Annotated in this window: 22 protein-coding genes; 8 read left to right on the top strand and 14 right to left on the bottom strand. The window is 67.8% G+C overall.

Translation table 11 applies throughout. The annotated features are described in order from the left end of the window. Window positions 1-4: 4 nt before the first annotated feature. From AUCHE_RS14470 to AUCHE_RS14460, 3 genes are read left to right on the top strand one after another with little or no spacing between them, the layout of a single operon-like run. The gene (locus tag AUCHE_RS14470) at window positions 5-1,039 is read left to right on the top strand and encodes a FecCD family ABC transporter permease (RefSeq protein WP_040322748.1); all 1,035 of its coding nucleotides are present in this window, start codon (window positions 5-7) and stop codon (window positions 1,037-1,039) included. After that, window positions 1,036-2,088, top strand: coding sequence for a FecCD family ABC transporter permease (locus tag AUCHE_RS14465; RefSeq protein WP_006504071.1), 1,053 nt, complete (start codon window positions 1,036-1,038; stop codon window positions 2,086-2,088). Before AUCHE_RS14470 ends, AUCHE_RS14465 begins: the two co-directional genes overlap by 4 nt. Beyond that, a complete protein-coding gene (locus AUCHE_RS14460; protein WP_006504070.1) occupies window positions 2,085-2,852 on the top strand; it encodes an ABC transporter ATP-binding protein in 768 nt (255 codons plus the stop codon). Before AUCHE_RS14465 ends, AUCHE_RS14460 begins: the two co-directional genes overlap by 4 nt. Before the next feature lie 48 nt (window positions 2,853-2,900). On the opposite strand, the gene AUCHE_RS14455 is transcribed toward AUCHE_RS14460, so the two are convergent. The 5 genes from AUCHE_RS14455 to AUCHE_RS14435 all read right to left on the bottom strand — a co-directional run bounded on the left by AUCHE_RS14455 (window position 2,901) and on the right by AUCHE_RS14435 (window position 8,086). Then, complete coding sequence (locus AUCHE_RS14455) at window positions 2,901-3,116, bottom strand: hypothetical protein (protein ID WP_006504069.1); 216 nt, start codon at window positions 3,114-3,116, stop codon at window positions 2,901-2,903. 416 nt (window positions 3,117-3,532) lie between these two features. Beyond that, a complete protein-coding gene (locus AUCHE_RS14450) occupies window positions 3,533-5,038 on the bottom strand; it encodes a CoA-acylating methylmalonate-semialdehyde dehydrogenase (RefSeq protein ID WP_006504068.1) in 1,506 nt (501 codons plus the stop codon). 111 nt (window positions 5,039-5,149) lie between these two features. After that, window positions 5,150-6,055, bottom strand: coding sequence for a 5-deoxy-glucuronate isomerase (gene iolB / locus AUCHE_RS14445; protein ID WP_006504067.1), 906 nt, complete (start codon window positions 6,053-6,055; stop codon window positions 5,150-5,152). After that, complete coding sequence (iolC, locus tag AUCHE_RS14440; RefSeq protein WP_006504066.1) at window positions 6,052-7,050, bottom strand: 5-dehydro-2-deoxygluconokinase; 999 nt, start codon at window positions 7,048-7,050, stop codon at window positions 6,052-6,054. The genes iolB and iolC overlap by 4 nt, the downstream gene beginning before the upstream one ends. Window positions 7,051-7,225: 175 nt before the next feature. Next, window positions 7,226-8,086 (bottom strand): hypothetical protein, encoded by an 861-nt coding sequence (locus tag AUCHE_RS14435; RefSeq protein WP_006504065.1) that lies wholly within the window; start codon window positions 8,084-8,086, stop codon window positions 7,226-7,228. A 286-nt stretch (window positions 8,087-8,372) separates the two neighbouring features. Here AUCHE_RS14435 and AUCHE_RS17815 point away from each other — a divergent pair, with 286 nt between their 5' ends. Continuing rightward, the gene (locus tag AUCHE_RS17815; protein WP_281242661.1) at window positions 8,373-8,504 is read left to right on the top strand and encodes a hypothetical protein; all 132 of its coding nucleotides are present in this window, start codon (window positions 8,373-8,375) and stop codon (window positions 8,502-8,504) included. Window positions 8,505-8,558: 54 nt separating this feature from the next. Here AUCHE_RS17815 and AUCHE_RS14425 read toward each other — a convergent pair whose 3' ends face one another. Both AUCHE_RS14425 and AUCHE_RS14420 read right to left on the bottom strand, forming a co-directional pair. Further along, on the bottom strand, window positions 8,559-9,560 hold the full coding sequence (locus AUCHE_RS14425) for a sugar phosphate isomerase/epimerase family protein (RefSeq protein WP_006504064.1): 1,002 nt from the start codon (window positions 9,558-9,560) through the stop codon (window positions 8,559-8,561). Between the two features lie 29 nt (window positions 9,561-9,589). After that, the gene (locus AUCHE_RS14420; RefSeq protein ID WP_006504063.1) at window positions 9,590-10,780 is read right to left on the bottom strand and encodes a Gfo/Idh/MocA family protein; all 1,191 of its coding nucleotides are present in this window, start codon (window positions 10,778-10,780) and stop codon (window positions 9,590-9,592) included. 141 nt (window positions 10,781-10,921) lie between these two features. On the opposite strand from AUCHE_RS14420, the gene AUCHE_RS14415 reads away from it, so the two are divergent. Continuing rightward, window positions 10,922-11,983 carry a LacI family DNA-binding transcriptional regulator gene (locus tag AUCHE_RS14415; protein WP_040322795.1) on the top strand — a complete coding sequence of 354 codons (1,062 nt, stop codon included), beginning with the start codon at window positions 10,922-10,924 and terminating at the stop codon, window positions 11,981-11,983. A 34-nt stretch (window positions 11,984-12,017) separates the two neighbouring features. Here the strand turns inward: AUCHE_RS14415 and AUCHE_RS14410 are convergent, their stop codons facing one another. Next, window positions 12,018-12,887, bottom strand: a complete 870-nt coding sequence (locus AUCHE_RS14410; RefSeq protein ID WP_006504061.1) for a sugar phosphate isomerase/epimerase family protein — start codon at window positions 12,885-12,887, stop codon at window positions 12,018-12,020. Between the two features lie 242 nt (window positions 12,888-13,129). Between AUCHE_RS14410 and AUCHE_RS14405 the strand changes: the two genes are divergently transcribed. Further along, window positions 13,130-13,870 carry a GntR family transcriptional regulator gene (locus AUCHE_RS14405; RefSeq protein ID WP_006504060.1) on the top strand — a complete coding sequence of 247 codons (741 nt, stop codon included), beginning with the start codon at window positions 13,130-13,132 and terminating at the stop codon, window positions 13,868-13,870. A 73-nt stretch (window positions 13,871-13,943) separates the two neighbouring features. On the opposite strand, the gene iolD is transcribed toward AUCHE_RS14405, so the two are convergent. The 6 genes from iolD to AUCHE_RS14375 form a co-directional block, all read right to left on the bottom strand. Next, window positions 13,944-15,854, bottom strand: coding sequence for a 3D-(3,5/4)-trihydroxycyclohexane-1,2-dione acylhydrolase (decyclizing) (gene iolD / locus AUCHE_RS14400; protein ID WP_006504059.1), 1,911 nt, complete (start codon window positions 15,852-15,854; stop codon window positions 13,944-13,946). Window positions 15,855-15,989: 135 nt separating this feature from the next. Next, window positions 15,990-17,063, bottom strand: a complete 1,074-nt coding sequence (locus AUCHE_RS14395) for a transaldolase family protein (RefSeq protein ID WP_006504058.1) — start codon at window positions 17,061-17,063, stop codon at window positions 15,990-15,992. 158 nt (window positions 17,064-17,221) lie between these two features. Beyond that, window positions 17,222-18,145: an alpha/beta fold hydrolase gene (locus AUCHE_RS14390; protein WP_162137264.1), complete on the bottom strand. Its 924-nt coding sequence runs from the start codon at window positions 18,143-18,145 to the stop codon at window positions 17,222-17,224. Window positions 18,146-18,311: 166 nt separating this feature from the next. Then, complete coding sequence (locus tag AUCHE_RS14385; protein WP_006504056.1) at window positions 18,312-19,136, bottom strand: hypothetical protein; 825 nt, start codon at window positions 19,134-19,136, stop codon at window positions 18,312-18,314. Between the two features lie 154 nt (window positions 19,137-19,290). Then, on the bottom strand, window positions 19,291-19,884 hold the full coding sequence (locus tag AUCHE_RS14380) for a hypothetical protein (protein WP_006504055.1): 594 nt from the start codon (window positions 19,882-19,884) through the stop codon (window positions 19,291-19,293). 231 nt (window positions 19,885-20,115) lie between these two features. Then, the gene (locus AUCHE_RS14375; RefSeq protein WP_006504054.1) at window positions 20,116-21,657 is read right to left on the bottom strand and encodes a family 10 glycosylhydrolase; all 1,542 of its coding nucleotides are present in this window, start codon (window positions 21,655-21,657) and stop codon (window positions 20,116-20,118) included. Window positions 21,658-21,846: 189 nt separating this feature from the next. Here AUCHE_RS14375 and AUCHE_RS14370 point away from each other — a divergent pair, with 189 nt between their 5' ends. Both AUCHE_RS14370 and AUCHE_RS16830 read left to right on the top strand, forming a co-directional pair. Beyond that, the gene (locus tag AUCHE_RS14370; RefSeq protein ID WP_006504053.1) at window positions 21,847-22,980 is read left to right on the top strand and encodes a glycoside hydrolase family 26 protein; all 1,134 of its coding nucleotides are present in this window, start codon (window positions 21,847-21,849) and stop codon (window positions 22,978-22,980) included. Between the two features lie 479 nt (window positions 22,981-23,459). Continuing rightward, window positions 23,460-24,341, top strand: a complete 882-nt coding sequence (locus AUCHE_RS16830) for a hypothetical protein (protein WP_006504052.1) — start codon at window positions 23,460-23,462, stop codon at window positions 24,339-24,341. Window positions 24,342-24,367 lie beyond the last annotated feature (26 nt).

The following is a 24,367-nucleotide window of genomic DNA, read 5'->3' as shown; positions in this document are numbered from 1 at the left end:
ACCTATGAATGTCACGGAGTCCGCAAAACACCCACAGGCAGCCCGCCGCACCGCCGCCCTCGCCGCCGTCCTCACCACCCTCCTCACCGCCACCGTCGCCAGCATCGCCCTGGGCAACCACACCCTCACCCCCGGCGAACTCTGGCAAGCCGTCACCGTCCACGACGGCTCACACGCCGCCGTCATCGTCCACGACCTCCGCCTGCCACGAACCCTCCTCGGCCTCGTCGTCGGCGCCGCCCTCGGCATCGCCGGCGTCCTCGCCCAATCCCTCACCCGCAACAACCTCGCCGACCCCGGACTCCTCGGCGTCAGCTCCGGAGCCGCCCTCGCCGTCGTCCTCGCCACCACCACCGGACTCCTCACCGGCGGCTTCCACGGCACCGCCCTGTGGGCCTTCGCCGGCGCACTCGGCGCCACCGCCCTCGTCTTCGGCGCCACCACCGTCGCCGACCGCCGCCGCCAGGCCGGAGCCTCCGACGCCACCCTGCCCGTCATCGGCATCGCCACCTCCGCCGCCCTCGGCGCCGCCACCTCCGCCATCGTCCTCCTCGACGCCCGATCCCTCGACGCCTACCGGTTCTGGTCCGTCGGCGCCCTCGCCGGACGCACCCCCGACACCTGGACAGTCGCCCTCCCCCTCATCGGACTCGGCACCCTGCTGGCCGCCCTCGCCGGACGCGGACTCGACGCCATCGCCCTCGGCGACGACCTCGCCAGCGGGCTCGGCGTCGACCTACGCCGCCTCCGGATGCTCACCGTCACCGCCATCGCGCTCCTCACCGGCACCGCCGTCGCCGCCTGCGGCCCCCTCGCCTTCGTCGGCCTGCTCGTCGCCCACACCGGACGTGCCCTCGTCGGCCCCCGACACAGCCTGCTCCTCCCCCTGTCCGCACCCCTGGGCGCCTGCGCCGTCCTCACCGCCGACGTCCTGGGCCGCTTGATCGCCGGACACCACGAACTCGCCACCGGAGTCGTCCTCGGCCTGATCGGCGGCCCCCTGTTCGCCGTCCTCGTCGCCCGGAAGGTCCACCGATGAGCACCGTCCGCACCACCGACGGATACACCTCCCGAACCCACCGGGCACGACACCGCCGCAATCTCGCCGCCGCCGTACTCATCGCCACCACCGCCGCCCTGACCACCCTCGGCATCGGCGCGGTCACCGTCCCACCCGACCAGGTCGTCGCCGCCCTCCTCGGTTTCGCCGACCCCCAGACCACCCTCGTCGTCGCCGTCCTACGCCTCCCCCGAGTCCTCGTCGGCCTCGCCGTCGGTGCCGCCCTCGGACTCGCCGGAGCACTCACCCAGACCGTCACCCGCAACCCACTGGCCAGCCCCGGCATCATCGGCGTCACCTCCGGCGCCAGCGTCGGCGCCGTCGCCGTGGCCATGGCCGTCGGCAGCGCAGGCGGAGTCTCCGGCCCCTGGGCCGCCCTCGGCATGCCCACCGCGGCCGCCATCGGAGCGGTCACCGCGACCTTCACCGTCATCACCGTCGCCCGAACCCCCGAACGGGTCGTCCTGGTCGGCGTCGGCATGACCGTCGCCGCACAATCCCTCGTCGCCTGGATGCTCACCTGGGGAAATGCGCAGGACGCCGCCCGGGCGACGACCTGGCTCACCGGAAGCCTCGGCGGCAGCGGCTGGACGCTGCTCCTCCCCGTCCTGGTCGTCCTGCTGCTCGCCGTGCCGGTGGTCGGCTCGATCGACCGCGACCTGGCCGTCATCCCCCTCGGTGACGATCTCGCCGCCGGCCTGGGCGTCGCCGTCACCCGGGTCCGCTGGACCGCGCTGCTCACCGCAGCCGTCCTCGCCGCAGCCGCCGTCGCCGCAGCCGGGCCGATCGCCTTCGTCGGTCTCGTCGCCCCCCGTCTGGCCGCACGCCTCTGGGAAACGCCCCGCCCCCCGGCGCTCGGATCTGCGGCCTGCGGCGCCGCACTGGTCTCCCTCTCCGACCTGCTCGCCCGAAACCTGTTCACCTGGGCCGGCATCGGAGTGATCGAACTCCCCGTCGGCATCGTCACCGCCGCGGTCGGCGGGATCTACCTCGTCTCCCTGCTCACCTCCCGGAGGATCACCGCATGACCCTCGCCGCCCATGACGTCCACCTCGGATACGAAGGTCGGCCCGTCGTCACCGGCCTCGACCTGGCCCTGCCCCTCGGCCGACTGACCGTGTTCATCGGCCCGAACGGCTGCGGCAAGTCGACCCTGCTGCGCGGACTCGCCGGACAGCTCCCCCCGACCGCCGGACACTGCGCCGTCGACGACCGCCCGCTCAGCGAACTCACCCCGACCGAACGCGCCCGGACCATCGGGCTGCTCCCGCAGGCCCCGGTCGTCCCCGAAGGACTCACCGTCGCCGAACTCGTCGCCCGCGGACGCCACCCCCACCGGGGGATGCTCCGCCGCTGGTCGGCCACCGACGCCGCCGCCGTCGACCAGGCCTTGAGCGCCGTCGACCTGCACCCCCTCGCCGAACGCCCGGTCGAGGCCCTGTCCGGCGGGCAACGGCAACGAGCCTGGATCGCCCTGGTCCTCGCCCAGCAGACCCCCTACCTGCTGCTCGACGAGCCGACGACCTTCCTCGACCTGGCCCATGCGATGGACGTGATGGACGTGGCTCGCCAGGCCGCGTTGTCCGGAACCACCGTCGTCCTCGTCCAGCACGACCTGACCCTGGCCGCGCGTTACGCCCACCACCTGGTCGTCATGCAGGACGGCGGGATCGCCGCGCAGGGCGCCCCCGGAGAAGTACTGACCTCCGAGCTGTTGAAGGACGTCTTCGGCCTGGCCGCTCATGTGCAGGACGTCGGCGGCGCACCCGCCGTGGTGCCGGTCGCCCGATGAGGACGGGTCGGGGCGCCTAGGCCCCGACCCGCGGTCTGCCGCCCGGACTCAGAGTGCTTCCACCTCGGCCTTGATCGCGGCGAGCTTCTCCTGACCGACCATGCCGCCCGCCATGCTCATCGCCTGGCCTGCGGTCATGCCCTTGGCCATGCCCAGCATCGGGTTGTTGGTCAGCCCGGGAGCGTGCTTGTCGAAGATCGCCACCACCTGCGGGTCGTCCAACAGTTCGCCGAGTTTGGTGGTGTTGATGTCGTACTTGGCCACGAGAGTCTCCTCTGTTCGTCCCAGGTCACCCGCCGACCGGCGGCGCTGTCCCCATCGTGCGTGATCTGTGGCCTGTCGAAGTCCCTAAGCGGAACGCGATATTCGTCACGCCTGCGGCTTCCGTCCCTTTCCGCCCGTTCCGCGGGCCTGCCCGACGCCGAAGGAGCCGTGCACAGGTCCGGCGGCGGCTGGTCCGGGCTGGTCCGGGGACCGGTGAGATCTTCGCCGCAGCGCCTCAACTCGACTCGCCTCACCCCGCCTCGCCGATGATCTCCGCTGCCGACCGGGACCAGGACGCCGGCCCCTCCCGAACGGACGGCGGCGTCCGCCCTCGCAGTCGAGGACGGACGCCGCCACCTGCACTCGTCTCTGCACGACGAGCACCGACCCCGGCCGTATCGCAGCCGGACCCCGCATCAGTTGTTCTGCGGGAAGCCCAGGTTGAGGCCGCCGTGGCTCGGGTCGAGCCAGCGGGCCGTCACCGCTTTGGTGCGGGTGAAGAAGTGGACGCCTTCCATGCCGTGGGCGTGGGTGTCCCCGAAGAGGGAGGCCTTCCAACCGCCGAAGCTGTAGTAGGCCATCGGCGTGGGGATCGGCACGTTGACGCCGACCATGCCAACCTGCACCTCGTGCTGGAAACGCCGGGCCGCGCCGCCGTCGTTCGTGAAGATCGCGGTGCCATTGCCGAAGGCGTTGTCGTTGATGAGCTGCAGGCCCTCCTCGTAGGAGGAGACGCGGACCACGCAGAGCACCGGGCCGAAGATCTCGTCGGTGTAGATCGACATCTCCGGGGTGACGGCGTCGAACAGGGTGGGCAGGACGAAGAAGCCCTCCGGGGATCCGCCGACCCATTCGCCCTGTCGTCCGTCGACGACGAGTTTCGCGCCTTCGGCCTCGCCGGCGTCGATGTAGCCGCGCACCTTGTCCCGGTGGGCCGCGGTGACCAGCGGGCCCATGTCCACGCCCTCGCCCATGCCTTCGCCGGTCTTCAGCGTGGCCATGCGGTCGGTGATCCGGGCGATGAGGTCGTCGGCGATCGAGTCGACGGCCAGCAGCACGGAGATCGCCATGCAGCGTTCACCGGCGGCACCGAATCCGGCGTTGACGGCGGCGTCGGCGGCCAGGTCGAGGTCGGCGTCGGGGAGCACCAGCATGTGGTTCTTCGCCCCGCCGAGTGCCTGCACGCGTTTTCCGGCGGCGACTCCCCGCTCGTAGACGTATTTGGCGATGGCGGTGGATCCCACGAAGGAGATCGACTTCACGGTGGGATTGTCGAGCAGGGCGTCGACGGCTTCCTTGTCGCCGTGGACGACGTTCATGACCCCGTCGGGCAGTCCGGCCTCACGCCACAGGTCGGCGATGGCCAGGGTCGAGCTGGGGTCCTTCTCACTGGGTTTGATGACGACGGCGTTGCCGCAGGCCACGGCGACCGGGACGAACCACAGGGGCACCATCGCGGGGAAGTTGAACGGGGAGATGACGCCGACCACGCCGAGGGGCTGCATGATCGAGTAGGCGTCGACGTCGGTGGAGACGTTCTCGCTGAACCCGCCCTTGAGCAGGTGGGAGATCCCGCAGGCGAAGTCGGCGACCTCGAGGCCGCGGTTGATCTCGCCGACGGCGTCGGGGAAGGTCTTGCCGTGTTCGGCCACGATGAGTTTCGCGATCTCTTCGCGACGCTGGCTGAGCAGTTCCCGGAAGCGGAAGAGCACCTGGGTGCGTTTGGCCAGGGAGATCGTCCCCCAGGAGCGGGCGGCCCGGTCGGCGTGGGCGACGATCTCGTCGACGAGGGCCTTGTCCGCGAAGTCGACGGTGCCGATGATCTCGCCGGTGGCGGGGTTGTAGACGTCGCCGGTGCGCTCGGCGGTGCCTTCCCAGGGGCGGTGTCCGATCAGGTGGGTGATGCGCGTGGGTGTGCTCACAGGTCTGTGTCCTTCCGGGATGTCCGAGGTGGTGGGGCCGTCACGTCGGTTCTGCTCCGCGGCGCAGGGACGTCGGCTTCCGGCGCAGGCGCCGGGGTGTTCGGCGGGTGGTCAGTGGTCGTGCAGGGGGAGGCGCCCGTCGACCTGTTGGTCGTCCCAGGTGCCGCGCACCCACGCGTGGGCGGGGTCGTCGCAGATCAGCCAGGCGCGTTTCTCGCCGGGGCCGGCCATGACGTTGAGGTAGTACATGTCGTATCCGGTGGGGGCCATGGCCGGGCCGTGCCAGCCGTGGGGGACGAGGACGATGTCTCCGGAGCGGACCTCTTCGAGGACGTCGATGGGTTGGTCGTCGGTTCCGTAGACCCGTTGGTAGCCGAAGGGTTTGGCGAAGTGTGCGGCGTCGCGTCCGGTGGGGGTGTCCTCGACGCGCATCTCGAAGTAGTAGATCTCTTCGAGTTCGCTTTCGATGCCGTCGCGTTCGGTGTCGTGTTTGTGCGGCGGGTAGCTGGACCAGTTGCCGGCGGGGGTGATGACCTCGCAGGCGATCAGGGAGTCTGCTTCGAGGACGCCCGGGGTGCCGAAGTTCTGCACCTGGCGGGAGGCTTGTCCTGCGCCGCGGAGTTCGACGGGGACGTCCGTGGCGGCCAGGTAGGCGAAGGGGTATGCGGTGCGGGCTTTGGCGTGGGGTAGGGCGATGGTGCCGGCGGTGGTGGCGGTGACGGTGAATTCGCTGTCGCGGGGGATGAAGGCGAGGTCGGTGGGTCCGGCGAGGACGTGGTCGCGTCCGGTGAGTTCGACGTGGTGTTCCTGGCCGTTGACGACGGCGTCGACCCGGTAGGAGCCGGAGAGGGGCAGGGCGATCCATTCGCAGTCGCCGCAGGGGATGGTGCGGCTTTCTCCGGCGTCGAGGCGGGCGGTCCACAGCCCGGTGTACGACCATCCTTCTCGTCCGGGGCTGATCCGGGTCTCGTAGCCGTCGCCGGTGGCACTTCCGGCGGGGACGAACCAGTCGCTCATCGCTCTCCTTCGTGATGTGTGGCGTGGGCGGTGTTGCCCGGTCGTCGTTCTTGCATGGAGCGTTCGACCTCGGGTGCGGTGGGCATCGCGGTCGCGCACTCCAGTCGTGAGGCGACGAGTGCTCCTGCCGTGTTCGCGAATTCGAGGGTTCTGCGGAGTTCCCATCCTTCGAGGAGGCCGTGGCAGAGGGCGCCGCCGAAGGCGTCTCCGGCGCCGAGTCCGTTCACGGTCCGGACGGGGATCGGGGGGACGACGATGCGTTCGTCGCGGGTCGCTCCGAGGACTCCGCGGGGGCCCATCTTGACGACGGCGAGTTCGAGTCCGCGGTCGAGCAGGGCGTCGGCGGCTCGGTCGGGGTCGGTTTCTCCGATGGCGACGCGGCATTCTTCGAGGTTGCCGACGGCGGCGGTGCACCAGCCGAGTGCGGATTGCATCTGGCCGGAGGCGTTGGCTTCGTCGTCCCAGAACTGGGGGCGGTAGTCGAGGTCGAGGATGGTGTGGGTGCGTCGTTCTCGGAGTTGCCAGGCGTGGCGGTGGGCTGCGCGGCTGGGTTCGCGGGAGAGGCCGGTGGCGGTGGCCCAGAAGATGGTGGCGTCGTGGACGGTGTCGGCGGGGATGTCCTCGGGCCGGATCATCAGGTCGGGGGCGATGGGGTACCGGTAGAAGTAGAGGGGGAAGTCGTCGGGCGGGAAGATCTCGCAGAAGGTGACGGGGGTGGGGAAGCGCTCGACGTCTTCGATGTGGTGGTCGTCGACGCCGAGGGTGCGTAGTTCGCGGCGGACGAAACGGCCGAAGGGGTCTTTGCCGGTTTTGCTGATGAGTGCGGTGTGGTGTCCGTAGCGGGCGGCGGCGACGGCGACATTTCCGGCGCTTCCGCCGAGGAATTTTCCGAAGGTGTGGACGTCTTCGAGGCCGACTCCGGTCTGCATCGGGTAGACGTCGACGCCGACGCGGCCGATGGTGACCAGGTCGTGCGGCTGTCGCTCGTGGCCCATGTCCGCCTCCGATCGCCGTTGTTGCGGAGTCTTGTCGCCGGTGGTCGCCGGTGGTCTCCGCAGCGTCGTGGTCGGCCGTGGTGACTTCTCACACCCTGCCGGACCGGCGATCAGCTGTCAAGATTTGTAATGACATTTACCCATAGGGGGATATTGCCAACTCGATGCCCTCCCGTCAGGCCGGACTCGTCCGCGCCACCCGGGCCTTGGCCAACCAACGCTGCGCAGTACGCACCGACGGACGCGGATATCCCGCTGCCGCAAAGGCATCGCACATCAACGGACCCGTCGCCTCGTCCCCCATCCGGTCGACCACCTCGCGGGCCACCTCCAACCGCGGCCGACGTCGCACCCGCGAAGCCGGACGGGTCACCCGCACCACCTGCATCGGCTCCATCACCGGGACCTGCACCGCGCGCACCGTCTCGGTGAGCGCCACCATGTCGGTCCCCTGATCGTCCACCGCGACCGTCGTCATCGCCACCGGCGACGAACTCGCCGCCACCGACACCGCCGGCGTCGACAGGGGCATCACCTGAGCCGTCTCGGGCTGCACGCACTCCTGCGCGATCTCGCCCTCGGCCGTCACGGACTCCGCCGCGGTGTCACCCACCAGATCGGCCAGGACCCCCTCGGTCATCGCCCGGTACCAGAGCCAACATGCCGCCAGCGGCACCGACGCCCAGATGACGAAGGCGGACACCGACGCCGGAGCCAGACGCCACCCCTGCGGGCCGACGATCTCGTGCAAGGCGGAGAGCACCCCCACGACCACCACCGAGACCCAGGTGGTGAGCAGGTTCATCCGGTTGTCCCGGCCCTCGGCATGGGCGACATAGGCCAGCGAGGCGCTGCACGCCACCACGGCGAGCAGGAAAAGCGTGTTGATGAAGGCCACTCCGGCCGACCACCCCAAGGCCCGGGAGAGATCACCGGCGCCGATCGCCGCGAAGACGACGGCCAATCCCACGACAGCCGCGGTGGCCACCCCTGCGATCCTGCGGCTACGGCCACGTAAGGCCGAGAAACGAATCATCCTGATACCTCCATGAATCCTTCAGCGCGAGAGATGCCGCCGTCCGACTTCGCACCTGGGGGCGTGTCGAGCGGACCATCTCTTGTCCCGAAAAGCAGCCGGACGGATGCTCCGGTGCGCCCGTCTCGTACGGGGCGCCTCGACACTCCCTGCGGGCAGGGCAGCGCGGTGGAATGGACGACGCCGCGAACCGGGTGTCTCTACGTATCGTTCGCCGGTTCTCCTCGTGCCGGTGCCACGGGGAGAACCCTCATGCCGGTGATATCTCCGGGAGAACTTCCACCGCATGAAAAACCCGGATGCAGATGTCATTCATGACGTCGAACTGCATCTGCACGACCTGGAGGCCGCGGCCCACATCTTCGACATCGCGCAAGCCCGCTGTCAGTTCGGGATATTCAGCATAGACAATGCCTGATATCGCGCTGCGGACACCCTCGGACTCTTCCGTCCGAAGGTGTCCGGAAGTCATTCATCGTGAGGCGCGCTCCGCTTCTGCGGCGAGCAATGTGGACGCCGCCTGACGTAATCCGTCCAGCTGTCCCAAGGCCGAATCCTCGTGTTCGATGTTGATCGTCATCCCGGGGTCGACCTCGGCCAATGCGGTCAGGACCTCGACCCACCAGGCCTGGTCATGGCCCAGGCCGACGGCCACGAAACGCCAGGCCGGGTCCTGCGGCCATTCGGTGCACCAATATCCGTAGGCGACCGGCGTCTTGCCTTCGGCTTCGGCGGGAACTCTTCGGAAGTCGACATCCAATACGCCTTTGGTTTTCACTCCGTCGAGGATCGCGACGTCTTTGGCGGCCGCGAAGTACACCCGGTCGCCCAACGCCCGGATGACGGTGGGGACATCCATGCCCTGCCACATCAGATGGGAGGTATCCATTTCGACGCCCAGGTTGGTCGCCCCGGTCTCTTCGGCCAGCCGTTGGAAGGTCGTCGTATTGAACACGAGATTGCGCGGATGCAGTTCCAGGGCGACCCGGACGTCGTGTCGGCGGGCGAGTTCGTCGATCTCCTTCCAGAAGGGGACGGCCACCGACCACTGGTGGTCGAGGATCTCCAGGTCGATGCCGTTCCACGGGTTGACCACCCAGGTGGGGTATTTGGCCGTGGGGTCGGTGCCGGGCAGGCCGGACATGGTGATGACGTGGCGTACGCCCAGTTTCCCGGCGAGTTCGATGGCCCGCCGGAGGTCGTCGGCGTGTTTGGGTCCTTCGGCCGGTAAGGGGGAGAGCGGATTTCCGTTGCAGTTCAGCGCCGTGAGTTCCATTCCGCTGGAAGAGATCTCTTCAAGGTAGGCGGCTCGTGCCCCGGCGGAGGAGAGCAGGGCGTCGACCGGGCAGTGCGGGGAGGGGATGAAGCCACCGGCGTTGACCTCCACCGAGGTCAGGCCGAGTCCGCGCAGGATGTCGAGGGTTTCGGTGAGGGTCTTGTCGTGCAGGCAGGCGGTGTACGCGCCGAGTTTCATGGTCGGTCCTTCGTCGATCGGCTACGGGGTCAGAGGGTGACGGTGGTGCCGCCCTCGGCGGCGGAGCGGGCGACGGCGGCGATGACCTGCATGCTGTGCAGGCCGTCGGCGAAGGTGGCGCAGCGTGGTAGGCCGTCCTCGATCCCGGCGATCTCCTGGAGGAAGGCTTTGGCCTGGTAGGTGAACAGGTCGACCTGGGTGTATCCGACGCCGACGTAGTCCATCGGTTGGCCGCCGTCGAAGTAGGGGTGTTCGTTGTGCACCAGCACGGTGCGTGGTCCGCGGGAGTAGCTGCCGGGCCGGGCGTCGTCCACGGTGAATTCGCCGGGTCGCAGCAGGTCGAAGGAGGCTCGTCCGGTCGATCCGAAGACGTCGAAGGCCTGCCCGTTGGGATAGCCGAAGGCGACTCTGGAGGTCGAGAAGGTGCCTACCGCCCCGGAGGCGAAGCGGCCGGTGAAGGTGGCCACGTCCTCGTTCTCCACGTCGGCGGTGGCGCTGCCGGGTTGGTCGCTGCCGCGCCGGTGTCCGTGGGCCGCGCCGGCGTCGACCGGGCGGTGGGGGATCGTGGTGGCCAGGACGGCTCCGCCGACCTCGACGAGGGGTCCGCAGACGGTCTCGGCGGTGTCGACGAGGTGGCTGCCGATGTCGCCGAGTGCGCCGCTGCCGGGGCCGCCGCGGTATCGCCAGCTGATCGGCCCGGTGGGGTCTGCGGCGTAGTCGCACCAGTAGCGGCCGTTGAAGTGGCTGATCTCGCCGAGTTCTCCGGTGTGCACCAGGTCGGCGACGGCGGCGACGGCCGGTGACCGGCGGTAGCAGTAGCCCACTGAGGTGACCAGTCCGCTGCGTGCGGCCTGTTTCTCGAGTTCGGCCAGGGCGACGGCGTCCTCGAGGTTGCCGGCCAGGGGTTTCTCGCAGAGGACGTGTTTGCCGGCGGCGATCATCGCTTCGGCGATCTCGCGGTGCAGGGCGTTGCCGACGACGATGCTGACGGCGTCGATGTCCGGGTCTTCGGCGATGGTCCGCCAGTCGGTCTCGTGCCGTGCGTAGCCGTAGCGTCGGGCGCAGTCGGCGGCGAAGGGTTCGTGGATGTCGGCGACGGCGGTGAGCTGGACGGGTGGCAGGTCGAGGTGGTGCACGGTGGTGGCCAGTCGGTAGGCCTGGGCGTGGGTGCGCCCGGCCATCCCGGCCCCGATGACGGCTACGGAAATCTTGTCTCTCAAGGGAACTCCTTTGTTCCAGGGGTGGGATGACGCACGAGTTAGCGCGCGCTAACTCAATGTCCTGACATTAAACATCGGAAGGGAAAGGGTCAATACAGGAGAATGGACCCGGGAGCACCGGCCCCTGCCGAAGGGAAACTCATGACGACACCACCCCCCGGGCGAGCCCCCACCCAACGCGATGTCGCCCGCCACGCAGGTGTGTCCCGCGCCCTGGTGTCGATGGTGATCCGCGGAGTCGGGCCGGTCAGCGAGGACAAACACCGGGCCGTCACCCGAGCCATCGCCGAACTCGGGTACCGGGCCAATGCCGCCGGACAACTCCTGGCCAGCAGACAACCCCGGGTGATCGGCGTCGTCGCCCGGAGCCTGGTCAACCCGTTCTACGGCGAAGTCCTGCAAGCCCTCCAGGCCGCCGCCCTCACCCGCGGATATCGCACCCTGGTCGAGTCCTCCTGCAATGACCCCACCCAGGAACGCTCCGCCTGCGAATCCCTCCTCGGTCTCCGGATCGCCGGGCTGGCCCTGATCGCCCCCCTCTCCCCCGACGACGACCTCGCCCGGCTGGCCCGGCAGCTCCCCCTGGTCGTGATCGGACGGGACACCTCGGCCTGGGGGATCGACTCCGTCGAGGTCGACGAACACCACGGGGGACGGTTGGCCACCGACCATCTCATCGAACGGGGGCATCGCGCCGTCACCTATGTCGACGCGGCACCGCACGCGCAGGGCTGGAGCAGTCGGGAACGCCGGGCCGGTTTCCTGTCGGCCATGGCCGACGCCGGTCTGTCCGCCGGGGCGCGCGTCGTGGCCGAAGTCGACGAATGTTCTCCGCCGTCGGCAGCCGAGCTGCTCGGCGTCGGCGGTCGGGCCTCCGGGCCGGACGGCGGCCGCGCCACCGCCGTCTTCGCCCACGACGACCTGTGCGCCATCGGCGTGGAAAGGGTCCTGCGCTCGGCGGGTCTGTCCATCCCCGGTGATGTCGCCGTGGTCGGCTACGACGACACCCGACTGGCCGCGATCGGCCCGGTCGGCCTGACCAGCGTCCACCAGCCCTGTCAGGCGGAGGGGCACCAGGCGGCGGAGGCGCTGCTGCGTCGCATCGAAGACCGAGGTGCCCCGGGGGAAGGCACACGGACCCCCGGGGCACCGCTCGACCACCGGGTGTTGACCCCGCACCTCGTGGTCCGGGAGAGCACCTGAGTCGGTGCACTCCCCCTGCTCCCGCCGACGTCGATCAGCCGGAGCAGAGTTCTTTCTCGATGCGCTCGCGCATGGCGACGTGGATCTGGTCGGCGCGTTCCTCCCAGCCGAAGACGCAGACGCTGAGCGGCCCGTCGTACCCGGTTTCGCGCAGGTAGCCGAAGACGTCGTCCCAGGGGACCTCGCCGTTGCCGATCTCGTTGTGCTGGTGGATGCGGGCGTCGACGCCGGGCGGGTTGACGATGTATCGGTTGCCGACGTTGGCGAGGTGGTTGTAGACGTCGGCGACGTGGACGTGGCGCAGGCGTTCTCCGGCGTAGGCCATCATCCGGCGGACGTCTGTCGATCCCTGGCCCAGGTGGAACATGTGCGGGCAGCAGAATTCGTAGTTGAACCAGTCGCGGTCGACGCCGCGGACGATTCCGACGGCGCGCTCGTTGGTCTCGACGAAGTCGTACGGGTGGGCCTCGACGGTGCAGCCGATGCCGTATTTCTCGAAGTCGGGTGCGAGTTCCTCGATGCTCTTGAAGAACTGGTGCTCGGATTTCAGGGGTTCGTTCGGGTCGCCGGAGAGTTCGGTGGCGATCAGCGGCACTTCGAGGTCGTCGGCGATCTGCAGGAGGCGTCGGAAGTTGCGGACTTGGGCCTGGCGTTCCTGTTCGTCGGGGCTGGACCAGTTGAAGACGGGGTTGAAGGTCCAGATCCGTACCCCGGTCTCGGTCATCGCCTTCTTGACCTTGGCGGCTTCGCTGCGGTCGACCTTCGGGTAGTGGTGCCATTCGTGGAAGTCGAAGCGCGGGCTGAGTTCGAGGTATGAATATCCGAGTTCGGCGGCTTTGCGACATTCGTCGGCGACAGACAGGTGAGGGTGGTACATGCTCGGGTCGAGCAGGATCTTGACCACGGGTACTCCTTCGTACGTGCGCGGTGTGCTGTCCGCGCCTTCACGCTAGCCCACCCCCTCTTTGTGCTGTCAATAGGTCATAGGCTGATGATCGCTCGGCGGACACGGACGTCCGACCCACACCGCCACCCCACCCCCGCACGCCACCTGCAACGACCCCAGAAGGTAAAAGTCTTGTCCGTACGTGAACACACCATGACGAGTTACCGGCCCACCCGCCCCACAACGCTTACCATCACGCCATGACCGCAGAGCTGCCCGTGGTGATCGACCGGACCAGCCCGGTGCCCCTGTACCACCAGCTGGCACAACAACTCACCGCAGCCGTCGAGACCGGCGTCCTCAAACCGGGCGACCCCTTCGAGAACGAGATCGCCCTCGCCGAACGCCTCAACCTCTCCCGCCCCACCGTGCGCCGCGCCATCGCCGAGATGGTCGCCCGCGGCCTCCTCGTCCGCCGCCGCGGCGTCGGCACCACCGTCGCCAACGAAGTCATCCACCGCCGCGACGAACTGACCAGCCTCTACGACGACCTCGTCCGCGCCGGACGCACCCCACGCACCGAAGTACTCACCTTCGACCCCGAGGCCTACGACAACCGGGCGGCCACCGCCCTGGGCCAGAGCCACACCACCCCCCTCGTCCTCATCGAACGCGTCCGCTATGCCGACGACCAACCCATCGGCATCCTCCGCAACTGGCTCCCGCCACAATTCGCCGACCTCGACCCCGACGAACTCACCCAACGGGGCCTCTACGAACTCCTCCGCGCCCGCGGCGTCCGACCCGCCGTCGCCCACCAGACCATCGGCGCGCGCAGCCCGGACGCCCGCGAGCAGCGCCTGCTCAACCTGGGCAAGGGTGAACCTCTGCTGACCATGACCCGCAAGGCCTACGACTCCTCGGGTGCCGCCGTGGAGTTCGGCGACCACTGCTATCGGGCCGACCAGTACGCCTTCGACATCACCGTCTACGAACGCTGACGAAGTCCTGCTCACCACCCTGAACCTGAGCACCGGGCCCGGTGCTCAGGTTCAGGGTGGTGAGGGTGTGGGCTCAGAGGTAGTGGCGTTGGTGTTTCTTCTCGGTGAGATATTCCTGGTAGGCCCGCCGGGTGGAGTCCAGTTCGCTGGTCTCGGCGACCGGGACGTCCCACCAGGCGCATCCGGGCGGGTTGGGTCCGTAGAGGTCGGTCTCGATGTACAGGACGACCGGGCCGTCGGTTTCGGCGGCGGCGGCGTACTTCTCCCGGAAGTCGGCGATGCCTTCGCAGATCAGTACCTTCGCGCCCCAGCTGGCCGCATTGGCGGCGAGGTCGAAGGGGATGTGGTCGCCGTCGAGGCGTCCTGATCCGGTGTTCCGGCGGCGGTAGCGGGTGCCGAAGCGTTGGCTGCCCCGGGATTCGGAGAGTGCGCCGATGGAGGCGAAGCCGTGGTTCTGCAGGAGGACGAGGGTGATGTTCAGTCCTTCCTGCACCATGGTCGCGATCTCGGCGGGCAGCATCTGGTAGGTGCCGTCGCCGACGATGGAGACGACCTGGCGGTCGGTGTGCCCGGCGTCGTCGAGGGCCATCCGGACGCCGATGGCTGCGGGGATCTCGTATCCCATGCAGGAGTAGGCGTATTCGAGGTGGTACTGCTCGGGGGTGCGGGCCCGCCAGAGGGTTTGCAGGTCGCCGGGCATCGATCCGGCGGCGTTGATGACGACGTCGCATTCGCCCATGAGTTCGTTGAGGGCGCCGAAGACTTCGGTCTGGGCGGGCAGGGGTTCCTGTTCGCGGTGGTAGCACTCGTCGACGACCTGTTGCCAGGCGTGGTGGAGTTCCCGGCCGTGGGCTGTCCAGGCGGGGTCGCTCTGCCAGCCGTCGAGGGCTTCGCGGAGGGCGTCGAGTCCGGCGCGGGCGTCGGCGAGCAGCATCTGGGCGGAGTGTTTGGCGGCGTCGAAGCTGCCGACGTTGAGGTTGACGAAGCGGACGTCGGGGTCGGCGAAGACGGTGTGGCTGGCGGTGGTGAAGTCGCTGTACCGGGTGCCGACGCCGATGACGAGGTCGGCTTCGCGGGCGAGGGTGTTCGCGGCCCGGTTGCCGGTGGAGCCGAGTCCGCCGACGGCGCAGGGGTGGTCCCAGTTGATGGCGCCTTTGCCTGCTTGGGTGTCGGCTACGGGGATTCCGGTGGCGGTGGCGAAGGCGCGTAGTGCTTCCGAGGCGTCGGAGTAGATGACGCCGCCGCCGGCGACGAGTAGGGGTTTCTTCGCGGCGCGGATGGCGTCGACGGCCCGGGTCAGTGCGGCGGGTTCGGGGACGGGGCGTCCGACGTGCCAGATCCGTTTGCGGAAGAAGTCCTCCGGGAAGTCGAAGGCTTCGGCTTGGACGTCCTGGGGGAGGCAGACGGTCGCGGCGCCGGTTTCGACGGGGTCGGTGAGCACGCGGCAGGCGCCGAGGAGTGCGGGGATGAGTTGTTCGGGGCGGGTGACCCGGTCGAAGTAGCGGGAGACCGGCCGGAAGGCGTCGTTGACGGTGATCTCGGGGCTGTGGGGCTGTTCGAGCTGTTGGAGCACCGGGTCGGGGTAGCGGGTGGCGAAGGTGTCGGAGGGCAGCAGCAGCACCGGGAGCCGGTTGGTGGTGGCCAGGGCGGCGCCGGTGACCATGTTGGTGGCGCCGGGGCCGATGGAGGTGGTCACGGCGAGGGTGCTGAGTCGTTCGGTGGTCTTGGCGTAGGCCGCGGCGGCGTGGACGCCGGCTTGTTCGTTGCGGATCAGGTAGTAGGGCAGTTCGGCGTCTCGGCTGCCGTGTTCGGCGGCGAGTTCGGCTTGGAGGAGGGCTTGGCCGACCCCGCAGACGTTGCCATGCCCGAAGATGCCGAAGATGCCTGCGAACAGGCGGTGTTCGACGCCGTCACGTTCGGACCACTGATTCGCGAGGAAGCGCACCACGGCTTGGCCGACGGTGAGGCGGACGGTGGACGGCATCTTTCGTCTCCTTCGTCATCTTCGACATGCGCGGGGAATGCGCGGGTGCCGTCGCCGTGTGTGGGCGGAGGGCACGGGGAAGACGGTACGCCGAGTGGCCGGGGTGGCCTCCGGCGTACCGTCGCGGGGGGGTGTTCAGACGGCGGGGACGATGACGTCCACGACGAGCTGGTCGAGTTCGGCGTCGGCTGCGAGGAATTGGCGCAGCGTCCTGCGGGTGGCTCCGAAGTCGTCGAATTCGGCGGGGGTCATGCCGTCGACGTCGTAGGCCTTGCGGAATTCGGGCATCTGCGCGTAGAGGGTGTCGACGATGTCCTGGTCGACGGGGAGGTCCATGCGGGGTCGGGGGTCGATCCCGCTGTTCTGGAAGCGTTTCTGCCAGGCGAAGGGCGGGGAGAGGACGAGGTCGCCGCCGACGAATTCGGTCCATTGCAGGGCGTTGCGATAGGCGGCGGCGAGCAGTCGGGAGCGTAGGCCGCGGGCGGTGAATTCGCGGTAGGCCTTCTTCATGACGGCGACGCCGGCCCATTCGAGGTGGCCGGGGTCGAAGCAGAGGCCGTCGGCGGCGTAGCACTCTTTCAGCCAGTCGTCGATGCGGCCGACCATGATGGTGACGACCGGTCCCATGCCTTCGGTCGGGTGGCCTTCGGCTTCGCGTCGTTGCAGGCCGCGTTCGATGGCTTCGCCGGCGGCGACGGCCTGGGCGACGGTGAAGGAGACGGTGACGTTGACGGAGACGCCTCGGTAGGTGGCTTCTTCGATGGCTTCGAGGCCTACGGAGGTGGCGGGGATCTTCACGATGATGTTCTTGGCGAGGCCGTGGAAGTGTTCGGCCTGGTCGGCGAGTGCTTGGGCGTCGCGGTGCAGGCGGGGGTCGGTCTGCATGGAGAGTCGCCCGTTGAGTCCGGCGTATTTCTCGAAGGCGGGTTCGAGGAGTTTGGCTGCGTCGATGGAGAGTTCTTCGACGATCTGCCAGCCGATCTCGGATTCGCTCTTGGTGGGGTGGTCGGCGGCGATCTGGGCGATGCGGGTGGACCAGCGGGGCAGGTCGGCTTTGACGCAGGTGACGGCGATGACCGGGTTGCAGGTCGCTCCGACGGCTCCGTAGGAGATTGATTCGGCGAGTTCCTGGGGGTCGGCCGAGTCGTTCCACAGGACGGTGGGTCCAGTCTCGGTCATGGTGTTGAGGGGGCGCGGGTTGGGGGTCATCGCCGGGGGCCTTTCGACTGGTGTCCGTCGCTGCGCGGGTGCGCTGCGCGGATGTTTTTTTCGCGGCGGTTCCTCCCGTGGCCGCGGTGTCTGGTTCCCATTCAACGCCGCGCCTCTAGCACTGTCAATACATTGTCATCACATTCAAACAAACTGGCTCAGCGAGAACCGGAAGCCCGCTCACCCACCGCCACCTGCCTGATCACCGAGCCCACCACCTCGGCCAACTCCGGCACAGCGGTGTACTGCGGCCACTGCCCACTCATCAACAACCGGACCGAGATCTGCGGATAGCGTTCCGACAGGTCACGACCGGCGTCCAGCAGATTCCCGTCGAAACCCTCCGACAGACCCACCAACCAGGTCGGCACCCACAACTGGGCGTACAACTCCGGCGACGGCGCCAAGGACGACGGCCCGTCGAACCGGAAAGCATTCTCCATCGTCTCCACGGTCGGCGTGTTGACCCATCTGCCATCGGCCCCGAAGACGATCGAATGCTCGATCTCCGCGCCGAAGCCCGACTCCAGGCCGGACAACATCCAGTCCTCGGAGACCCGAGCCACCAACTCCCGCTGCAACTCCCGGGCCGCTTCGACGCCCCGCCCCGTCGCCCCCACCCGGAAACGCTCCACCAGTGCCCGGCGAAGATCGGGATCGGCCAGCAACCCCCGACCCTCCAGCGTCCGCGCCATCGAACCACCCACCAGGACCAGCGCCCGCACCAGGTCGGCGTGCACGACCCCGGTCACCATCGCCGGCCAGACCGCCATGTCATGCGCCACCACCACCGGGCGTTCCAGCCCCGCGCCTTCGATCACCTCGGCGAGACAACGCCACAGATCGTCCGCCTCCCGCAGGGGCACCGACGTGTGGCCGTGACCGGGCAGATCGAAGGAGACCGGGCGGCAACGGTCGGCCACCGCCTCCGCCAGCAGTCTCCATTGCGGCCCGCAGAAACCCAGAGAATGCACGAAGAGGACATCGACCCCGCTGCCGCCGTAATCCTGCACCGCTATACGACCGGCCGGGGTCTCCACATACATTTCACGCACGGCGCACACTCCCGTCATGGCAGACATGGTGTATTTCCCCGCCATCCCGCCCGGGCATTCCCCCACCCACGGCGACACCATCCGATTTCGGATATTCCGTCAATACTTAGCCTGACATATCTTCTGGGCGAAAACCTGCCGACATCTGGGATATCCGCAGAAAACGCGTGGTAAATGCCACACCGGTGTCCGGTCAGAACGGGAACTTCCGGCGACGCGCCGCCTGCCGCATCGCAGACCGACGCGCACCGTCCACGGCCTGCCAGGTCTGCACGGCCACCTGCACCCGGGAACCGCCCTTCCCGGCCAGGACGGCCGCATGACGCCACCCCATCGCCAGGGCCGCCACCACCGCCGAGAGCGCCCACAGGAAGGACCAGGCTCCTGCCCGGAAGGCACCGACCCCGGCGAACGACTCGGCCAGGACCGACTCCAGGAAACGGGCGTGCGCGGACACCTCCGGCAGGAGGCAGCCCGCGACCGCGCGGATCACCGGGTCCGGCGCCCCGGCCTGCGCCCAGCCGTAATAGACCGTGGCCACGGCGGTGACCACCGCCCACAGGCAGAGCACTCCCAGCACGCCCAGCCGGCCCAGCCCTCGCCGACCGGCCCCGCCGAGCGGCGACGACCCGGGGCGCAGCAGCACGTCGGCGTCGAACCGGGCGAGCAGCATCCGGGCCAGCCGGGCATGTCGACGACGCTCGGCGATCAAGGAGGAGACCCCCGACGCATAGGCGTAACCCTTGGCGTCCAGCACGGCGGGCAGCCGCCTGCCGTCGACGCAGACGGCGGTGTGGAAGGCCCGCCAGGAGTCCACCCACCGGTTCTCCTCCCGGCGGGACAGCGCCACGTCGGCTCCCCAGTCGATATGCCATTCCCGTTCTCGCGCGGCGGACACATTCGAGGCGAAGTATTCGTCCCAGGAGGGCCAATCCTGCGCCGAGGTGAAATCTTTCCCCCGGGTGTCGTCACCTGAGGCCTTTTTCCCGTCCGATGGAGCCACCAACAATGTCGCCATACGGTCCGACGCTAAATATCGGCGGTGAAAAGAAGCTGGACGCCCGCATCAAGGAAACCCAGAACCGTGGCGGGCGGCTGTGCCGTGTGGCAGAGACCGGGCGGGTGGCCCCCCGACCATCCGCCCGGTCACGACTTCGGCGTCGGCCGTGCCGTCATCGACCGCCGAGGCCGGAGGACAGGGCCCTGAGACCGGAGGACAGCAGGCGTTGGACGAGTTCGCCGGCCTGCCGCTGTGGGCTGCGGTCGGGGTGCTCGGTCGCGGTCGGTCCCCGATGAGGGGCGGGTCCTACCGGGCGGCAGCGCGAATCGGCCCGTCCGTCGCTGCGGGACGGGTGGCCGTGCGCGCGTCGGTCGGCCGGGGAGGCCGAGTTCCTGGCTGATCGGGAGGACGTTTCCCACCGGTGGATCAGCCGGTTGGCCAGGCGCCAGGCGACCGGGCCCTGGTCGCATCGGGGGCAGGTGTCCCGCCGGGCGCGTCCGGTTCTGCGTTCGACCGCTTTCCGACGTTGTGCGGTGCAGATCCGGCCGGTGCGGCCCTCCTGCCCGGCGGTCGGGTTCTCACCTGTGTGCGGGGGTGTCCCGGGCGTTTCTCCGAGGGGGGAGGTGGTCGCCGGGTCGGGGGCGGCCGTGGAGATGACCTCGGAAGGACGGTCTGCGGTGCGCACCTGGGCCACCGCCGGGGCTGCTGCGGTGAGCAGCAGGACCCCCGCGAGCGACCACGATGCGATCGACCCTCGACGCGTCACGTCTCTTCCTCATGATCCTGACGATGCGTCCGGCACGTCCGCGGGACTCCGGGAAGGGGTGTGCGGACGTGCCGTCGCAGATGTATACAAAACAGTCATTTCGCACGCTACGTGCGCCTTCTCGGGCGGGACAGGTCAGATCGGACTTTCCCGGCAAATGACATCAGATCGTAACGAATGTATCTGTTCTGCAACCGTTGTGAGGCCGATTCGCGCCTGTTGAGCAGGCGGTCAGGGTGCGGTGAGTTCCGCCCCTGCCGTCTTACCCGCCGTCACCTGGACGGTCACCGGGGCGCCGGCCTTGCCCTGGCCGCCGACCTTCACCTCCGCCTTGTATTGGCCGGGGGCCAAGGCGGCGAAGACGAACTGCCCGGAGGCGTCGGTGAGTACCGTCTTCGGTCCGCCGTTGCCGCCCACCGGGGTCAGGGTGACGGTGGCCTGGTCGGCCGCTTTCCCACCTTGGAGGGCTTTCCCGGAGATCAGGCCGGTGGACTGTTTCCAGGGCATCTCCGGCACGGCTGCCGGTGCGGTGAAGACCTCCTTGACCAGCGACTCGTGGAGGGCCTTGCGTTCGCTGGCCCGTTTGGCCGCGTTGCCGCCGGCGGCTGTCGACGACGGTGAGGCGTAGGAGTATCCGCCCCAGCCCAGTCCGTGGCCGGCGACTTCTTTGGCCTGGGTCAGTGACTCGGGGATCGTGTTGAGGTGCAGCGCGGTCCCGGAGATGACGTGTCGTCCGGAGTCGGTGGCGAGTTTCTGCAGGGTCTTGTTCCAGCTGCGGAATCCCTGGGCTTGTTCGGGGCGGCTCTCCCGCTTGTAGTTCATGGCGGCGACGGTGTCGATGTATCCGTCGCGCATCCAGGCGCGGTAGTCCTGGAGGACGCTGCCGTAGGGGCGGGTCTTCTCGAAGGAGCCGACCTGGTCGCTGCCGACGCCGTAGGTGATCCCGTTGACGGACAGTCGGGTCTTCGGGTTGTGGCTGTAGAGGGTCGCGTAGACGCGGCGGACGATGTTGTCGACCTGTCCGCGTCGCCAGGCCGACCACTGCTCGTCGGTGGGGGCGGGGCGGTCGGTACGTCCGGTGTGCGCTTTGAAGCGGGCGAGTGCCGTGTCGGTGTATCCCCAGTCGTTGGCGCTCTCCGTGGAGTTGTTGTCGGGATAGCGGATGTAGTCGAGGTTGATGCCGTCGATGTCGTACTGCTTCTGGAGGGCTGCGGCGCCGGCGACGATGTCTTCCACGACGTCGGGGTGTGCCGGGTCGACATAGGTGTTGTTGTCGACGATCTCTTTTCCGTCGACTCTCTTGTTGAGCCACCGGTCGCGGCCTTGGGCGTTGGGGCCGTGCTTGTGGTAGGCGTGTTTGGTGTCGCGGGGGGCTTTCGTGGAATTCCACAGCGTCGTGGCGTTCACCCAGGCGTGCACCTGGAGTCCGGCGGCGTGGGCTTGTTTGACGATCTCGGCCAGGGGGTCGAAGGGGGCCGGGGCGATGGCGGCGTCGGTGCGGGGGTGGTGGCCCTTGTTGCAGAAGCAGTCGAAGCGGCGGACGGTCTGCACGAAGAGGACGTTGGCGCGGGCGGCGCGGGCGTCGGCGATCATCGTGCGGATCTCGTTGGCTGAGAAGATCCCCGGGTTGAAGGCATCGACCCAGTAGCCGCGAATTTGGCTGGATTTCGTCGGCGAAGCGGGTTTTTCGGCAGCGGAGGCCACTGGGGTCATTCCCAGTGACAGTCCTGTGACCAGCGCGGCCACCACCGTCGTGGACATACCTTTACGCATCCATGCCTCCTAGGGCATCCTTCGCGCCGTCGAGCGGCGCTCCTCAACACGGGACCCACCATCTTGGCGAAACCCCTACCGGTTCAAAAGATCTCAAGCTCAGCTAGTTTCCCTGAACCACAGGACACATCATGTAGGACCGTCTCCTAGGCTGGGGACCCTTACCGCCCAACACGGGAGCACAGCAACATGATTGATGCCTTCAGACCACGTCGACGAACGGCGGTCGCCGGCACGGCGGCCCTGGTCGCCTTCTGCCTGGCCACCCCCTTGTGCGCGTCGGCGTCGGCCGCGCCTGCTGCCGCCGCCGACGCGCCGGCCATCGCTCCGGAAGCAGCTCCGGCAGCGCCTCAGCACAAGACCCCGGCCGAGCGGATCCTCGGTGCCAAACCTCGGTCCGGGCTGCCCTGGTTCTCCGGGATCTGGCGCGGCGCCCCGCACACCGCGGCCGCCGTCGACAATGTCGGACACTGGCGCGGCCACCCGATCGACGCCGTCACCTCCTATTCGAACAAGCGGGTGCTGCACCCGTCGTCCGGCCCGGACTCGCTGGCCGACTCACGCTGGAATGTCAGCACGTTCTCCGGTTTCGGTGGGTTGATGTCGTACAACCTGGCGATGATCCCCAGCGACAACTCCGTCACCTTCGACTCGATCATCAAGGGCGACCAGGACGAGGTCTGGCGACTGAATGCGCGCGCCCTGAAGGAGAACGGTCGGGGGAACGCGCTGGTCAACATCGGCTGGGAGGCCAATGGCGACTGGTACAAGTGGAGTGCCACCTATCTCAACGCCCCCAAGTTCCGGGATGCCTGGAACCGTATCGCCATGGTGATGAAGCAGGAGACGCCGGGGCTGAAGTTCGGTTTCATCATCGGCTGCGGCCGGGCGATGACCGGTCAGCTCAACCGGATGGACTCGTTGGAAAGGCTCTACCCGGGTAATGAGCGGGTCGATGTCGTCGGCTGCAATGACTACGACTGGTGGCATATCAAGGGCCGTAACGAGCGGGAGTGGAAGAAGCGGATCAATCCTCCGTTGGCTGCCGGGTTGGCCGATGTGGCGGCTTTCGCCAGGAAGCATCAGAAGGGTTTTGCCGTGAGCGAGTGGGGGCTCTCGGCCACTGACAAGCACGGCAGCGGTGACAATCCGTTCTACATCCGGAAGATGTTCGAGTTCTTCGAGCAGAACAAGGACGTCCTGGTCATGGAGAACTACTTCATGGAGGCGGAGGGGAATGTGACGAACTCCTTGCACAACCCCGCGCAGATGCCGAAGTCCGCCGAGGCGTACAAGGAGAGCATCAACCGCATCAAACGGTAATCGCTGTCTCCGGGGGTGGCATATTTCCTCTCGGAGAACTATCGGATCGGCGCCGCCGGATCTCAGGATTCGGGGGCGCCGATCTGCTGCGCCGGGGAGGGTCGCTCGGTGCCGTCAGCCACCTCGGGCGGGCTCCACCGACCGCTGTCGGCGAGAGGACAGCGAATTAATATACGCCATTTAATGTCATTAATGGATTTATCGGATCAAATACGGACAGACCGGTGAATTGGGCGGCCGGATATGACAAAACTTTCGCACAGCCATTCAGGAAACCTAATAGTCAAAGCCTATTGATGCAGGTCAAGGCCCTATGGATGTAGAGTGCAGAATATATTCAAGCTTCACACAGCATATCTGTCTACGTTGCGAATGCTCCACAGCACGAGGCCGACGACGAAGGAGCCGGCCGCACTCACGGACAGGCCCCCAACCCCAGAAGCCTCACCATCTTTGTCACAGTAGACAGGATTTCGAGCATGATCCGCAGGTCTTCCTTCAGAAAACTCTTCGCCATCGCCGCCACTGGCGCGCTAGCCTTCAGCCTCGCCCCCGCTGCGGCGCAGGCATCTTCACCCGAATTTGAAGAAGTCAAAAAAATCATTAAGGCAAGCGAGGAGAAATATGGGAATGTTCAATTTGCCCGCTTCGCATTAGCCTACAGCGAAGATTTCAAGAAGAAGCACCCCAAGTACCACGCCCAGGCTTGGGACGAATGCCAAAAGAACCATCACTGCAAGAATGCTCACCAGTTCCGTTTGGTTCCGCCGAACGAAAAAATTGCTATCGACAGAATGCACACCACCATCACCGAGATGTGCGCCAAGATGACCCGCGATCCGAAGTCTGGGGTCGGCTTCAAGAAGTACAAGTTCGAGCCGATCAGCTCGAAGTTCATCCTGGAGAAGAAGGGTGTCATCCAGACCAACAACACCCAGAAAGAACTCACCCTGACGCTGCGAAACGCAGAGACCTACACCAAGACGAACACCATCGGGTGGAATGTCGAGGCCAGCGCCAGCATCAAGGGCATCGTCAATGTGAAGGCCGCCTTCCAGAACACCTGGGCGTTCGCCTACGGCAGCACCACCGAATCCTGGCGGGCCATCACGGCCAAGCCGGGTGAGAGCTTCCGCCTCGACAAGGGGCACCAGGAGGTGACCGGAAAGGTCACCGGAGTCTTCGAGACCGACACCCACAACCCGGGCGACCAGTGGCTCTGCAACCGCCTGCCCGCCAAGGAGACCCAGATCACCATCGGACAGAATGCGTCCGAGGTCGTCAACCAGGTCAACACCGGCGGGATGATCATCCGCGAAGCGCCCAAGGTCGAAGCCCAGCGCGCACCCAAGCAGGCCTGACGCCTGAGAGACATCTGCCCTTCCTC

This window comes from Austwickia chelonae NBRC 105200 (assembly GCF_000298175.1).
Taxonomy (GTDB): Bacteria; Actinomycetota; Actinomycetes; order Actinomycetales; family Dermatophilaceae; genus Austwickia; species Austwickia chelonae.
The sequence above is the reverse complement of the archived record's forward strand: the minus strand, read 5'-3'. Positions and strand labels throughout refer to the sequence as shown.

Excerpts from the sequence above, each read along its gene's own strand:
- AUCHE_RS16830 (WP_006504052.1), top strand. The coding sequence starts at position 23,460 with ATGATCCGCAGGTCTTCCTTCAGAAAACTCTTCGCCATCGCCGCCACT.
- iolD (WP_006504059.1), bottom strand. The coding sequence starts at position 15,854 with ATGCCGTCCACCGTCCGCCTCACCGTCGGCCAAGCCGTGGTGCGCTTC.
- AUCHE_RS14460 (WP_006504070.1), top strand. The coding sequence starts at position 2,085 with ATGACCCTCGCCGCCCATGACGTCCACCTCGGATACGAAGGTCGGCCC.
- AUCHE_RS14465 (WP_006504071.1), top strand. The coding sequence starts at position 1,036 with ATGAGCACCGTCCGCACCACCGACGGATACACCTCCCGAACCCACCGG.
- AUCHE_RS14395 (WP_006504058.1), bottom strand. The coding sequence starts at position 17,063 with ATGACCCCCAACCCGCGCCCCCTCAACACCATGACCGAGACTGGACCC.
- AUCHE_RS14375 (WP_006504054.1), bottom strand. The coding sequence starts at position 21,657 with ATGCGTAAAGGTATGTCCACGACGGTGGTGGCCGCGCTGGTCACAGGA.
- AUCHE_RS14405 (WP_006504060.1), top strand. The coding sequence starts at position 13,130 with ATGACCGCAGAGCTGCCCGTGGTGATCGACCGGACCAGCCCGGTGCCC.
- iolB (WP_006504067.1), bottom strand. The coding sequence starts at position 6,055 with ATGAGCGACTGGTTCGTCCCCGCCGGAAGTGCCACCGGCGACGGCTAC.
- AUCHE_RS14415 (WP_040322795.1), top strand. The coding sequence starts at position 10,922 with ATGACGACACCACCCCCCGGGCGAGCCCCCACCCAACGCGATGTCGCC.
- AUCHE_RS14425 (WP_006504064.1), bottom strand. The coding sequence starts at position 9,560 with ATGAAACTCGGCGCGTACACCGCCTGCCTGCACGACAAGACCCTCACC.
- AUCHE_RS14470 (WP_040322748.1), top strand. The coding sequence starts at position 5 with ATGAATGTCACGGAGTCCGCAAAACACCCACAGGCAGCCCGCCGCACC.
- AUCHE_RS14370 (WP_006504053.1), top strand. The coding sequence starts at position 21,847 with ATGATTGATGCCTTCAGACCACGTCGACGAACGGCGGTCGCCGGCACG.
- AUCHE_RS17815 (WP_281242661.1), top strand. The coding sequence starts at position 8,373 with ATGAAAAACCCGGATGCAGATGTCATTCATGACGTCGAACTGCATCTG.
- AUCHE_RS14385 (WP_006504056.1), bottom strand. The coding sequence starts at position 19,136 with ATGGCGACATTGTTGGTGGCTCCATCGGACGGGAAAAAGGCCTCAGGT.
- AUCHE_RS14390 (WP_162137264.1), bottom strand. The coding sequence starts at position 18,145 with ATGTCTGCCATGACGGGAGTGTGCGCCGTGCGTGAAATGTATGTGGAG.
- AUCHE_RS14435 (WP_006504065.1), bottom strand. The coding sequence starts at position 8,086 with ATGATTCGTTTCTCGGCCTTACGTGGCCGTAGCCGCAGGATCGCAGGG.
- iolC (WP_006504066.1), bottom strand. The coding sequence starts at position 7,050 with ATGGGCCACGAGCGACAGCCGCACGACCTGGTCACCATCGGCCGCGTC.